Genomic DNA, 12,310 nt, shown 5'->3' with positions numbered 1-12,310 from the left:
ACCCGCCTGTATAACTGAAGTGGTTCGGTTGCCCTGGCAATGATCTGGCCGGACAGGACATGCGGTGTAGCCGTCCGACTGTGACGGTGCTCGGCACCATCGCGCCAAATTCTTGCGGCGCAGATTACCTCCCCACGCTGGCATAGAGTCCAGCCCCCTCTCCAGTTCAGCCCATGCACACGCGTGAGCCAACTGGCCCTTCACATCTTCAGCACCGAGGTTCTTATGGAGCAACAGTTCTCCTCTTTTACATTGCTACGTCTGCCAAACGTCATGCGACTTACCGGTCTTGCCCGCTCGACGATCTACAAGCTCATTGCGGCTGGTGAGTTCCCTGCACCTAGAAAATTAACCCGCCGCGCCGTTGCCTGGCCGGCTTCTGAGGTCGAACAATGGGTGGTGGCCAGGGTACGAACGCTATCGGGCAGTTCCCATCGGTCGCACCAAAGCAAGAGATAAAAAGTTTCCTCAAGGACCAACCCATTGCGTGATCGACCTTCTCCGGAGGGCGTGCTGGATATCAAATCAAAGCAGCGTGAATCCCATAGCGGTATTCACCGATTCTTTTACAGCATCGAGCGCCGCATTGATTGCCGCCTGCCGCGCACGATCAAGACCGACAACGGCAGCGAGTTCATCTCCAAGGTGATGGACAAATGGGCCTATGAGCGCGGTGTCCCTCCCACGATGAAGTAAATGGTGTTGCCTGTGGCGTTTCGTTCGATTATGGGGCGGCCCATTCAGCAGCCGTGCGTATCGCTGGAACGACGGCCGACCGCACTGGCATCATGCGTATGCTCGCTGGCAAGGTCGGCGCAGCGTTCGGGCCATCGCGGGCCAGCGGCAGCGGGTCCGTCTCGTCCAACAACATGGGAGGCAGAGGTCTATGGCTAAACCACACATCACGCGAACGGTCGGACCGATTCACTTCGAAGACCTTGATCCTCACCGGTTCGAGGACCTAGTCCGCCAGTTGGCCTATGACTTCCGGCCGTGGAAGTCCATCGAGTCCACGGGGCGCGGCGGCGCCGACGACGGTTTCGATGTCCGCGCTTTCGAGGAGGCGAGGGTGCCGGCGACCGTGATGGACGACGAGGCGGACGCCGAGGACATCCCGCACCCGATGGAGGGCAACCTCTGGATGATCCAGTGCAAGCGCGAGAAGGAGGTCGGGCCCAAGAAGGTGGCCACCATCATTTCGGATGGGGTGGCGGCGCAGGCGCCGCCCTACGGCTACATCCTGGCGGCGCCAGTGCATTTCTCCAAGGCCGCGCACGACCGCTTCCGCGAGGAGCTCAGGTCCCGCGGAGTCATGGAGTTCTATCTGTGGGGCGCCGGCGAGCTGGAGGACATGCTCTTTCAGCCCAAGAACGACCACATCCTGTTCGCCTTTTTCGGCCTGTCACTGGCGACCAGGCGGCGGTCCCGGGCCGCCTCCGTTCGTTCCACGGTGCTGGCCAAGAACAAGCTGATGCGGGTGTTGGGCGACCGCCCTGTCCAGCGCGTGCTGGTCCGCGATCTGGACGACGAAAGCTATCCCTACGAGGGCGACTACCCGGACTTCGACAAAAATCCCCGGTGGAAAGAGTACAAAGCGCACTCCTTCGATCCATGTGGCCTGGTCGTGACGGAGGCCAGGCACTTCGCCTACCTCGACCGCGAAGGCGGCGAATGGGACAGCACGGAGTTGGTGGACGAAGACGTGTCCCTCGGAGACCAGCAGGAGGAACAGCAACAAGCGCAATGCCTCGCGGTCAAGGGCTTCTGGGAACTGCTACCCAGGGCCCGCCGCGCGATCTTGGTGCGCCGTGCGCTGCTTCGCTTTGACGCGATCGCGTACATCGATGACAAGGGCGACAGCGTGTTCGATATGCCCCATCTCTATGTGCCGTACGAGGCGAAGCACGGCCCCTTCGCCGGTTTCCACGAATACCTGGAAATCAATGAGCACACGCAGGTCCCGCTGGAGGGGCTGACCCGCAAGGCCGTCTTTCCCGACAGATTTTCCGCGCCCAGTTTTGGCACGGTCCACAGTGGCCCTGCCCTTACCCTTGATGCGGCCACGCATGCGCGGCTTCAGCACGGACGCCGGGAGGTCACGCTGTATGGGCTTGGCAGCCAGTATGGGCAACTGAAGCCGACTGATGTAGTGCCAGTGAGTCTACATGGCTCGCGGGCTGCGGAGAAGTTCTTCATCAAGGTCACAAACATCGGCGTGGTGAAAGGCGGGGTTCTGCTCAAGCAGGCCGAGCACAGCCTAGCCATGCAGCACGACATCGGGAGCCAGTTGGGGGGCACGTTAAAGGCTTCGGACAAGGTCCGGGTCGTCGAGGCGGCCGGGATCTATGAATGGCAGATCGATCAGAACCGTCCAGTGATCTAGCCCTGCGGCCGAGCCGTGGGGCCGCGCCGCTGGATGGAATGATCGGAATCCGCAAACCACGAAGGAAACGCTGTGGGCTGGAACATGCCATGGTCGCGCCGATCTGCAAAGCTAGATCCCATGCTGGACGACGACGTGATAAGGCAAGCGTTGGAGCACCGGTTTGTCCGATACGCCTGCCTCTATCAGCAGCACGAGGGAATCGGGTTACTGCAGAGCGCCAGAGCTTCCACCCCGGATCTGTACATAAGGATCAACGGGAGGCAGGGTGCCTATGTTCATCAGTGGCGCTTGCGCGACAGCAAGACCGCAGTGGTGGAGCACTTCGCGGTTGAAACCGAATTTGTGGGGAAGGGTTTTGGTCTTGCAATTGCGCGCGGCCTCGCAAGTGCCCTGAGGGATGAGTTTGAAACCGAGACCATTGTGTTCAGCGAGCGCGCGTACTCCGAGGCGCATGAACGCTTTTTCAAGCGCCTTGGCGCGGTGCCTAGCGACAGCAGCCAGTATCCTGGGAAGCCGGATTGGGCCTGGTCCCTGGCGACCGCAGCAGCGGACTGAGCGTTGCCACTGTCCGCGCGTAGCACCCGTGCGGCAGGAGTGGATGGCATCGCATAAGTGACCGCCCGATGGGCGTGGGAGACAGAGGAAACGATCCGGTCGATGTTTCTCCCTGCTACGAATAAGATAGAGGCTTGAGCCTTTTGCTGCATCGTTTCCGGGAAGAAAACATGACAGAGCCCCAATTGCAACCGCCGCCAAGGGGGCGGATTAGCCCGCTGCTCACCGCAGCGTCCATTGAGCGCACCGGTAACGCCCAGTTGCCGGGGGCCTATTGTGGACAACGGCATGTATGGCTTATGGAGGGGGCGCCAATCGTCGAAGCGCTGGCGAATTTGGCTGAGCTGACCACGAAAACCGAGGCACAGTTGGAGCGGGACGACAGTTCCGAGCCCTCCTTGCTGGAACTGCAAACTAAAACAAAGGCCGAGGCGGAGCAGGATGACCAGGACTGGAATGCGCACCTGCTGGGGCTCACTACGAAGACGTTTGCCAACATGGAACGCGACGACTGAATTAGGCCATGATTCTCATCGTCACCAGCCAAAGGGACCTAACGAGCGATTTCATCGTACTTGAGCTTCAACGCAAGGGGCTCGCCTACCTGAGGCTCAATACGGAAGAACTCCCGAAAGGTGCCTTCTACTGTCGGCCAGAAGTAGACGATGCTTGGCATTTCGATCTCCAAGGGGTGTCTTTCGACCTGTCTCGTGTCAAGGCTGCGTACTTTCGGAGGCCAGGCACCCCCGAGCCGCTTTCGGACATTCACGAGGCCGAACAGGCTTACGCTGCCGTAGAGTGGCAAGCGACATTGCAATCGCTCTATTGGGCGGTCGGGGATCGCTGGCTCAATGCCCCTCACGCGATAGCGCTTGCTGAGGACAAGATCAGGCAGTTAACTGTTGCCCGGAGGCTCGGGTTTCTGATACCCGAGACGCTGATCGGCAATTCTCCGGTTGCTGCACAGGCGTTTGCCGCGGAAAGAAGGGTTGTCGGCAAACCGCTGAGAAACGCTGTCGTGAAGGGGCAACGTACCGACAGGGTCGTCTTCACCTCCCGCGTCCACATCGATGCGCAAACCGACCCTCTCTCCATCAGGGTCTGCCCACTGATACTTCAACGGGAAATCAAGAAACGATATGACGTGCGCGCCACGGTTGTTGGGGATCGGGTGTTTGCCGTAACTATTGACTCCCAAGGCCACCCTGAAACGGAGGTGGACTGGCGCAAGACTTCGGCGCCGGACCTGGCGCACTCCGTTTACGTCCTTCCGTCCGAGATCGCCCGGAAATGCATAGCTATGACGCGTAGCCTGGGCCTGCGCTTCGGAGCGCTGGATTTCGTCTTGGACCCTGAAGGGCAGTTGTGGTTTCTTGAGATCAATCCGAATGGCCAGTGGGCATGGATAGAGACCCGGACGGGGCATCCCATCGCCGCCGCCATCGTGGCCGAGCTGGCGCAGATCGCGAATGAACAAGCTACTGCAGGCGATTTGGCCACGGCCTGAAATGTGCTCTCCTGCGGAGCTCGCTAAGCTTCAGCAGGACGGCCGCGAACTGGATGCGCGTATCCAGGACCTGCAGGGCATAGGTGACGCCGAGGCCTCCTTGTATCTCGAGGCGGCGAGGCGCATCACGGATGAAGAAGACAAACGAAAAGCTGGAGCCGAAGCCCGGGCGACGACCTACCTTGCTGCCGTCGCCGCGTTGATTCCATTGATGACATGGGCTATCGGCAACGCCGGGCCCTCGTTGACTTGTTCTCCGGGTTGGGGATGTTTCGCGTGGACAGGCATCTTTATCCTGGCGGTCATCTACTTCATTACCGCGGCCCACTGGGCCCTCAAAACCCTCGCAGTCGCCAATTATCACGTCATAGGCGTGGAGGACATTGTCCAAGTCAAGGAGCAGAAAAAGAACCTTCAAAAGATTCTGATCCAACAGTCGCTACTGCAAGGCAGGCGCAACCGCGACACCATTAACCTGAAGCTCACCTTCATCAAGGTGGCGCAGCGGCGCTTTTTCAATGGTCTTGTGATCCTGGGGTTGTTGCTGATGTTTGATCCTGCATCAAGGCTTGGCCTGATCGACGCGGCAAAAAGTCAGCTCGCTGCGGGGGCGAGCTACTTGAAAGTGGTGTCCAGCGTTCGTGCAAACAATTCCCAAGTGGGCAAGACTGAACCGAAAGATGAAACCTCTGAGCTTCTCTTGCGAATGACTCTGCAGTTACCGGCCCAATAGTTTCCCAAATACAAATACCCGCCGAGCAGCAAGCAGCGGCAACGCCGTCGCGCGCATCTCCTTGTCCAACATGCGTACCAGGTTATTGAGGTAGTGGTCAGGGCGCTTTGCGGGCTCGATGCCGGGCTGCTGCCGGGGCAGCTTGCGCGGGACATGAAGCGATCCTGCCGATTGCTCGCCGGACCTGCTGTGCTCACGTTCCAGGATTGACTGATCGGCATCGCCGGAATACGCACATTTTTAAGAGATCATGCCGGGGCCTCAAGAGCCGCCTCTTCTTTCAGCGATTGGATGAAAAGCGCCTCGATGTCGACTTCAGGCGCGCGGGTCGATTCATCCTCGTCCTTTCCTTCGAAGATTGCCGTGAGCCTTTCTCCAAGGAGCCGCCACGCTTCGCGCTTTTCCTTGCTGTATTTGTAGTGCAGATAGTGCCGTCGCACTTTGCTTCCCGCCAGCACATGGTTCTGGCATTGGTCGATGACCTCTGGTGTCACTTCCAGATGCTGCATCATCGTTGCGGCTGTCCTTCGCATGTCGTGAGGTGTCCACTTGCCGTTTTCACCCCCGGACAGGACCAGCGTATCGTCGTGAACCCGGTTCTTCAACGGCTTGCGGTCCTTGAAGCGGCACTGCCGGTCGCCCACTTGCTTGCTGACTGTCTTTTCGTTCACGTGGTTTTCCCCGTCGGCACACGGGAAGCACCATTTGGAGGCCTTCGTCAGCTCGTGGAGTGCCTTGAACTGCTTCAGCGCAAAAGCGGAGAGATAGACAACCTGGTCCTGCTTCTTGCCGCGCTTCCCTTTGGCATTCTTTTTGGGGATGAACCACGCCCCGATCTCCAAGTTCACGTGCTTCCATTCGGCCATGAGCAGTTCGCCGATGCGGCAGGCCGTGGACAGGCTGATCCAGAGGGCCAACTGCGTCTCCTTCAAGACAGGCCGCTTGGCCCGGCGCTTGTCGGGAGCCGCTTCGTAGGCCTGGTGCATGGCAGCGAAGATGTCACGCAGCTCCCTGATTTCCTTCGGAGAAAGGGTTCTGGTGCCCTCGTTGGAAAGATCGTAGTCGGCATCCACAAGGTTCTCGACTGCCACAAGGGCTGTCGGATTCCCTTCCTGCAGCAGGCGCCGCCATGGCTGCCGCTCCTCCGCCCAGACGAACATCTGCTTGAGATCATGGGAGGCGATGACGGCGAGCCGATTGACTCCTCGATCGACCATCGCTCGAAGCAGAGCCCGAATGTGGTGCTCCGTCACATCCTTCACAGGTAGGGTGCCGATGGCGGGCAGAACGTCCTTGTTGAAAGAACGCTTGATTTCCGCGTTGTTGTCCTCGCGCTTGACGCCATCGGTTACCCAGGCGTCGAACAGGGACTGCACAGTAATGTTGTCGGCGTCCCGTTTTTTCTGCTCTGCGATAACCCGTTCTACTTGAAGGCGGTTCTCGATGCGAACAGCTTTCCGCTGGTCATTGGGATTGATGCCGTCCCGTACAGCTTTCCGTGCGTTGTCTCGATTCGTCCGGATCTCGTCCAGCGTCGCGGTCGGCCACGCACCGCAGTAGTGCCATGTTTTCTTGCCATCCCATTTGAACCCGTAGCGGAACTTGATGGAAACGCTGCCGTCAGCGGCGGCCAGCACTTGGCCGCTGAGGCCGTCACCGTCGCTCAGGACCTCGCCCTTCCAGGATGGACCAATGGCTTTCAGCTCGATGACCGTCCACTTCCGGCCAATGCCAGATTTTGGGTAGCGCATAGTTTCTCCAGCTTCCAGGGGTCCACCCAGGGGTCCACCAGAAATGGGATGGTAGGGGATTTGTTGGGACTCCTTTTCTTTAATTTTATCGCTTAACCTATTGTTTTTAAAGGATTTTATTGATCCACGGAAATCCACCAAAATCTACCCAAAAATGAATGGGGTGCAAGGGGTAGCGAGTTCGAATCCCGCCACGCCGACCATTTATATCAAGGACTTAGCTTCGCAAGGGGCTAAGTCCTTTTTCTTTTCTGTGGAAATAGCCCAACAAATAGCCCAACAGTTTGATTTGCTAGGAGGGGATCATGAAGAGGTTCGTACGCTGGTTGCGATACGTGGGTCTCTGGGTGCGTAGGATGCCAGTCGCGCCGTACTACTGGTGGGCCGTTGCCGTGGTAGTGGTGTCCGTCGTCACCACATGGTTGTGTGGGTGGTCGGAGAGGGCTTTCCGTCTGACTGGGATGCTCCTGCAACTCGGTGGTGTGTTGACCGTGGTGTGGGGCATCCTGAAGACGCGGGCTGACTTTGGACAGCCGACCGTGAGGTCGCAGTTCCAACGATGGATCAAGGAGTTCCCCTCGTATCATCCGCGCGTCATCGAGGCTTCCATGAATGGGATGTTCCCCAGCATGGTTGGCGAGGCATACGGATACTCAACTCATGGCCCATCGGCTGATCAAACGGTTGAAGGTCGTTTGAAGCACTTGGAAAAGATCATCAAAGAGTTGGAGGAAGCCCAAGGGAAGACACACATTGCGGTTCTTCAAGCTGAGAAGAAGGCACAAAAAGCGCTGGATGTGCAGGCTAGACAGTTCGCCGGACTGCTTGCCGATGTCTCAAAGAAGATCGAGACAACCGCTACAGGTGGTGTCCATATATCCGCCGTAGGCGTTGTCCTGCTCTTTGTCGGCACTATATTTGGTGGTGCTGCACCTGAGCTTAGCGGCCTTCAGATACCATTTCCGATGACGCCTTTATGGAAGGGGTTATTAGTGCCCGTCGATGTGAATAAATATCTGACTGATTTTTTAGCACCGGCTTCCGCTGCGCTGGCTGCTTTAGTTGCTTATGTGGCTGTATACAAAAATTCTCAGCCGCAGATTGTTGCGTACTATCAGCCAAGTGAACGGCAACAATCAATCATAGAGCTGGTCATAGAAAATGTAGGCACAGGCAATGCCACCGACATAAAGTTCTCTAAACCGATACCTATCGGCTGGTATGGTATTGAAGCTCCATCTGGGCATGGAAGCTACATACCGACTTCAGGCATTCCTTTGCTTGCGCCGGGTCAACGTCTAGTATTTCATGGTGGGCAGTTTGGCGGTCTTGCAAAGGAACTCGGTGCAGGGGGGCTTCCGCTGGACATCACTTACAAGTTCAATCCCCCTATGTGGCGGAAGAAAACTGTAGTTGACACCTGTGTTCTATCTATCGAGCATTTCAGGGGTATGGCAACTATGAAAAGCATGGAACAAGCAGTAGTCGATGCCATAGAGGGGCGCAATTCGACCACGATCAAAGATATTCGTGGTTCGCTTCAGAAGATCGAACAACATCTAGCAGCAATTAGCAAAGCCAAACAGTTGCCTACGGTTCAGGATGAACCAAATGAGAGGGTCAACGAACCTTCAACTTGGTCAGTATTGCGCTGGATACGCAACATGCTGATTCGGTAGTGAACCGCCCCGGCTTTCAAGGAGGCCGATTGGTTTAAGTTGACACCTCTGTCGAGGTGTCGCTGACGGCGAGTTGCCTCCAGTAGTTTGCCTCAGCTTCTGCCGGAGGGATGCCCCCAATCGGCGTGAGCAGTCGGACGTGATTGAACCAGTGCACCCACTGCAGGGTGGCCAGCTCCACGGATTCCCTGGTCTTCCAGGGTCCCCGGCGGTGAATCAGCTCGGCCTTGTACAGCCCGTTGATGGTCTCGGCCAGTGCGTTGTCGTAGCTGTCACCCCGGCTGCCCACTGATGGCTGGATACCCGCCTGGTCCAAGCGTTCGGTGTAGCGTATGGAAACGTATTGACTGCCCCTGTCGGAATGGTGCGTCAAGGCATGGGCTGCTGGCTGGCGGTCATACAGCGCCTGCTCCAGCGCATCCAGCACGAAGTCCGTTTGCATGCTGCGGCTGACCCGCCAGCCCACGATGCGCCGGGCGTACACGTCCACCACGAAGGCCACGTACAACCAGCCCTGCCAGGTGGAGACGTAGGTGAAGTCCGACACCCACAGCTCGTTGGGCCGGCTGGCCTTGAATTGCCGGTTGACGTGGTCCAGCGGGCACGGTGCCGATGTGTCCGGCGTGGTGGTGCGCACTGTCTTGCCACGGCGTGCTCCTTGCAAGCCCATGGCACGCATCGAGGCGCTCGACCGTGCAGCGCGCCACTGCGATGCCCTCGCGGTTCATCTGCAGCCAGACCTTATCGGCCCCGTAGACCTGCCAGTTGGCGTGCCACACGCGCTGGATGTCGGCTTTCAAACCCTCGTCACGCTGGACGCGTTGACTGCGCAGTTGCGGGTTGCGTTGCCGGGCTGCGTGGCGCCAGTAACACGACGGGGCCATCTGCAGCACCCGGCAGATGGGCTCGACCCCGTAGTCATCACGGTGGCGGTCGATGTAGTTCTTCAAGACTTCAATCGGCGGTCGAGCTCCGCCTGCGCGAAAAACGCGCTGGCCGTCTTCAGGATGTCGTTGGCCCGGCGCAGCTCTTTGACCTCACGCTCCAGTTCCTTGATGCGCTGGGCGTCTGCCGTGGTGGTGCCGGGGCGCTGGCCGCTGTCGACCTCGGCCTTCTTGACCCAGTCATTCAAGGTCTGCGGCACGCAGCCAATCTTGGGCGCAATCGATTCAATGGCTGCCCACAGCGACGGGTAGTCGGCTCGGTGCTCCTGCACCATGCGAACGGCGCGCTCGCGGACTTCCGGGGAGAACTTCGGTGACTTGTTCATGGCTCCATCTTCTCAAGAGTTGGTGCCTCCTCGAAATCCGGGGCTGTTCAACTCGCCGTCAGCGACACCTCGACAGAGGTGTCAACTTAAACCAATCGGCCTCCTTGAAAGCCGGGGCGGTTCAGTTCGCCATGGGTCACCCCTTCGCCTGGGTGGCCTGGGTGCCCTTCGAGTCAATCCACGCCTGAACGGTGGACTTCTTCCACCTGGGCTTGCATCCTGCAATCAGGTCGTGCTTTGGAAACTGCCCCATCTTGATCCAGCGGTAAAAGCTGGGGCGGCTCGTTTTGAGCCAGCCTTGAATCTCTTTTGGGGATAGAAGTTCGTCAACACCAGCGGGAGGCGCTGGGGGTGCAGATTTTGATTTGACGGTGATCGCCATTTTCGTTGTCCTGAGCGCGGAAACAAAAAAGCCGTTGGAAGGTACGCTAGCCAGTCCAAAGACTTGTTGCTTGCGTCACTTCCAACGGCTTCTTTTGAAGTCGTCGCTGTACTCGGTATACAGCTTAGCGGCCCATGACTTGCCGACCAATGGGACAGGTCGGATGCCGTCATTATCTCATGTGCGGCGCTTACGGATCAACGTGTTATGCACTCAATTTCTGAGGGAGCGCCACCACGTTGGACTGCTTGCCGCTCAGCACCCAATCCAGATGCTGACCCAGCTTGTCCCATGCGACTTGCTGCTCTTGGAAGCGGCTGGCAGTCTGGTAAACGGCAATCAACGAGTTCGCCGGGGTGTGATTCAGTGCCTTCTCAATGATGTCCACCGACACGCCAAGATGGGCCATGATCGTGGCACCAGTGCGGCGGAGGTCGTGCGGTGTCCATTTACCACCGGGTAGGGCGAGGGTGCCAGTCGCCTTGGTGCGGCCACTCATGGGCGTGTCACGTTCTTGTCGGTCGCCAAACTGCTTCGCCAGGGACTTCGGGCATACGTGATCGGCTGGCGTGCCGTCCTTGCGTGTGTTCCTGCCAGGAAGAACCCATTGGCTGCTGCCGGTCAGTGTGTGGAGTTCACGGAAGTGTCGGAGTGCGAAGGCGCTCAGGTGGATGTGGTGCGCCTTGCCGTTTTTGGTCTCGGGCAGGAACCACACGCCCTTGGTCAAGTCCACATCCTTCCACTGTGCCTTGGCGATTTCGCCCACGCGGGCCATGGTGGACAACAGAATCCAAATGGTGAGTTCGCTTTCTCGTTGCAGGCGTGCAGATGGCAGTCGGGAGTGGAGTTCCTGTAGCTCGGCTTCTGGCTGGGTGGTGGTGGGCGACACGTCCCAAAGAACGCGGTCGCGTGGAGTCGCCTTGCCGCCCACATGCTTGCGGCGCACGTCCTCCAATGGGCTGGTGGTGATGTAGCCCATGACGCGGCACCAGTTGAAGAACTGGGTCAGGTCGTTCAGCAAGCGGTTTGCCATGCGGAGGGCTCCGCGTTCCTTGACGCTGTTCAGGATGTGGAGGCAGTCGGTTTTGGTGACGGCTTGCACTGGCTTGGAGCCGATGGCGGGAAACACGTCTTTGGTGAAGCTGCGGATCAACTCCACGCCGTTATCAAAGCGCCCCGTTTCTTGTTCGCCAGACACGCGCTTCGTCAACTCCACCGACTGCCACTTGAGGGCGAGGGCTTCCACGGTCTCCTTCTCATGGATGCGGATTTGCTCGGCCTGGGTCTGGGCTTCCTGCACCTTCGACAGTTGCCGGGTGGCGTTGGGGTTGCGGCCTGCCTTGACTTCGGACTGTGCCCACTCATGGGCTTGTCGGATGGTTGCCAGGGAGTCACCCGGCCAGGAGCCCGCTGTGAAGTCAACCAGCTTGCCACCGTGACGGAAGCGCCAGCGGAACCACACGGACGCGGAACCGTCCTTGAGGCGCTTCACCACGCCATACAGTCCACCGGCTTCGGTCACTCGGGTGATCGCCGGGCTCTTCAGGGTGGACTCCAACTCCTTGTGTTGCCAGCGGTCGCCTTTGGGCTTCGCCGTGGCGGTGGTGGGTTGGGTGGTGTCGGTCATTGTTCGCCCCTTGTGCGGCCTTCTGGTGGCCTTGCTGTACCTTGTTGGGCTGAGGCTATCGAAAAATAGCCCAACAAATAGCCCAACACCTTCATGAGCTACAGCGTAACACTTTGGCTAGTCAATGAGACACTTGAAGCGCCTAAGTATTTGACAAACCTAGTAAATTTGGTGGTCTGCCGTGCTCGGCTCATGGTGATGAAATTGTACTATCACCTAGATGGGGTGCAAGGGGTAGCGAGTTCGAATCCCGCCACGCCGACCATTCATGAGAAAAAGGGCCATCGCATCGCGGTGGCCCTTTTTGCTTTTTGGGCGATTGCGGCGGCCCTGCGGCAAAGGCCGAATGCGCCGGCAGGGTCGGGCTCTCGCACTATAATAAGAGGCTTTCCCGCAAAAACGTCGCCCGGCCGCATCCAA

At 58.5% G+C, this 12,310-nt stretch carries 11 protein-coding genes, 1 pseudogene and 1 other annotated feature; of the genes and pseudogenes, 8 read left to right on the top strand and 4 right to left on the bottom strand.

Going from position 1 to position 12,310, the window contains the following annotated elements:
• Positions 1-225: 225 nt before the first annotated feature.
• The 7 genes from ALIDE2_RS24455 (at position 226) to ALIDE2_RS13395 (ending at position 5,181) form a co-directional block, all read left to right on the top strand.
• On the top strand, positions 226-459 hold the full coding sequence (locus ALIDE2_RS24455; RefSeq protein WP_013722274.1) for a helix-turn-helix transcriptional regulator: 234 nt from the start codon (positions 226-228) through the stop codon (positions 457-459).
• Positions 460-483: 24 nt separating this feature from the next.
• On the top strand, positions 484-696 hold the full coding sequence (locus ALIDE2_RS25290) for a hypothetical protein (RefSeq protein ID WP_131798445.1): 213 nt from the start codon (positions 484-486) through the stop codon (positions 694-696).
• Between the two features lie 190 nt (positions 697-886).
• Positions 887-2,383, top strand: a complete 1,497-nt coding sequence (locus ALIDE2_RS13415) for a PDDEXK family nuclease (RefSeq protein WP_013722273.1) — start codon at positions 887-889, stop codon at positions 2,381-2,383.
• Between the two features lie 120 nt (positions 2,384-2,503).
• Positions 2,504-2,941 carry a hypothetical protein gene (locus ALIDE2_RS13410; RefSeq protein ID WP_013722272.1) on the top strand — a complete coding sequence of 146 codons (438 nt, stop codon included), beginning with the start codon at positions 2,504-2,506 and terminating at the stop codon, positions 2,939-2,941.
• A 134-nt stretch (positions 2,942-3,075) separates the two neighbouring features.
• A complete protein-coding gene (locus tag ALIDE2_RS24995) occupies positions 3,076-3,456 on the top strand; it encodes a hypothetical protein (protein WP_131798444.1) in 381 nt (126 codons plus the stop codon).
• Positions 3,457-3,464: 8 nt separating this feature from the next.
• A complete protein-coding gene (locus tag ALIDE2_RS13400) occupies positions 3,465-4,448 on the top strand; it encodes an MvdC/MvdD family ATP grasp protein (protein ID WP_013722270.1) in 984 nt (327 codons plus the stop codon).
• Positions 4,411-5,181 carry a hypothetical protein gene (locus ALIDE2_RS13395; protein WP_227468462.1) on the top strand — a complete coding sequence of 257 codons (771 nt, stop codon included), beginning with the start codon at positions 4,411-4,413 and terminating at the stop codon, positions 5,179-5,181. Before ALIDE2_RS13400 ends, ALIDE2_RS13395 begins: the two co-directional genes overlap by 38 nt.
• A 248-nt stretch (positions 5,182-5,429) precedes the next feature.
• Here the strand turns inward: ALIDE2_RS13395 and ALIDE2_RS13390 are convergent, their stop codons facing one another.
• Complete coding sequence (locus ALIDE2_RS13390; RefSeq protein ID WP_013722268.1) at positions 5,430-6,932, bottom strand: tyrosine-type recombinase/integrase; 1,503 nt, start codon at positions 6,930-6,932, stop codon at positions 5,430-5,432.
• 305 nt (positions 6,933-7,237) lie between these two features.
• On the opposite strand from ALIDE2_RS13390, the gene ALIDE2_RS24990 reads away from it, so the two are divergent.
• Positions 7,238-8,611, top strand: a complete 1,374-nt coding sequence (locus tag ALIDE2_RS24990) for a hypothetical protein (RefSeq protein WP_013722267.1) — start codon at positions 7,238-7,240, stop codon at positions 8,609-8,611.
• Between the two features lie 34 nt (positions 8,612-8,645).
• On the opposite strand, the pseudogene ALIDE2_RS13385 reads toward ALIDE2_RS24990, so the two are convergent.
• The 3 genes and pseudogenes from ALIDE2_RS13385 to ALIDE2_RS13375 form a co-directional block, all read right to left on the bottom strand.
• Positions 8,646-9,881 (bottom strand): annotated as a pseudogene (locus ALIDE2_RS13385) (IS3 family transposase).
• Positions 9,487-9,603, bottom strand: a sequence feature (AL1L pseudoknot). (Overlaps the previous pseudogene by 117 nt.)
• Before the next feature lie 136 nt (positions 9,882-10,017).
• On the bottom strand, positions 10,018-10,263 hold the full coding sequence (locus ALIDE2_RS24985) for a helix-turn-helix transcriptional regulator (RefSeq protein ID WP_013722266.1): 246 nt from the start codon (positions 10,261-10,263) through the stop codon (positions 10,018-10,020).
• A 205-nt stretch (positions 10,264-10,468) separates the two neighbouring features.
• Positions 10,469-11,890, bottom strand: coding sequence for a tyrosine-type recombinase/integrase (locus ALIDE2_RS13375; RefSeq protein ID WP_013722265.1), 1,422 nt, complete (start codon positions 11,888-11,890; stop codon positions 10,469-10,471).
• Positions 11,891-12,310: the final 420 nt, after the last annotated feature.

Source organism: Alicycliphilus denitrificans K601 (assembly GCF_000204645.1).
Lineage (GTDB): Bacteria > Pseudomonadota > Gammaproteobacteria > Burkholderiales > Burkholderiaceae_C > Alicycliphilus > Alicycliphilus denitrificans.
The sequence above is the reverse complement of the archived record's forward strand: the minus strand, read 5'-3'. Positions and strand labels throughout refer to the sequence as shown.

Bases quoted from the DNA above. Each gene is read 5' to 3' on its own strand.
- ALIDE2_RS13415 (WP_013722273.1), top strand. From the start codon at position 887: ATGGCTAAACCACACATCACGCGAACGGTCGGACCGATTCACTTCGAA.
- ALIDE2_RS13395 (WP_227468462.1), top strand. From the start codon at position 4,411: ATGAACAAGCTACTGCAGGCGATTTGGCCACGGCCTGAAATGTGCTCT.
- ALIDE2_RS24990 (WP_013722267.1), top strand. From the start codon at position 7,238: ATGAAGAGGTTCGTACGCTGGTTGCGATACGTGGGTCTCTGGGTGCGT.
- ALIDE2_RS13375 (WP_013722265.1), bottom strand. From the start codon at position 11,890: ATGACCGACACCACCCAACCCACCACCGCCACGGCGAAGCCCAAAGGC.
- ALIDE2_RS13390 (WP_013722268.1), bottom strand. From the start codon at position 6,932: ATGCGCTACCCAAAATCTGGCATTGGCCGGAAGTGGACGGTCATCGAG.
- ALIDE2_RS24985 (WP_013722266.1), bottom strand. From the start codon at position 10,263: ATGGCGATCACCGTCAAATCAAAATCTGCACCCCCAGCGCCTCCCGCT.
- ALIDE2_RS24455 (WP_013722274.1), top strand. From the start codon at position 226: ATGGAGCAACAGTTCTCCTCTTTTACATTGCTACGTCTGCCAAACGTC.
- ALIDE2_RS13410 (WP_013722272.1), top strand. From the start codon at position 2,504: ATGCTGGACGACGACGTGATAAGGCAAGCGTTGGAGCACCGGTTTGTC.
- ALIDE2_RS13400 (WP_013722270.1), top strand. From the start codon at position 3,465: ATGATTCTCATCGTCACCAGCCAAAGGGACCTAACGAGCGATTTCATC.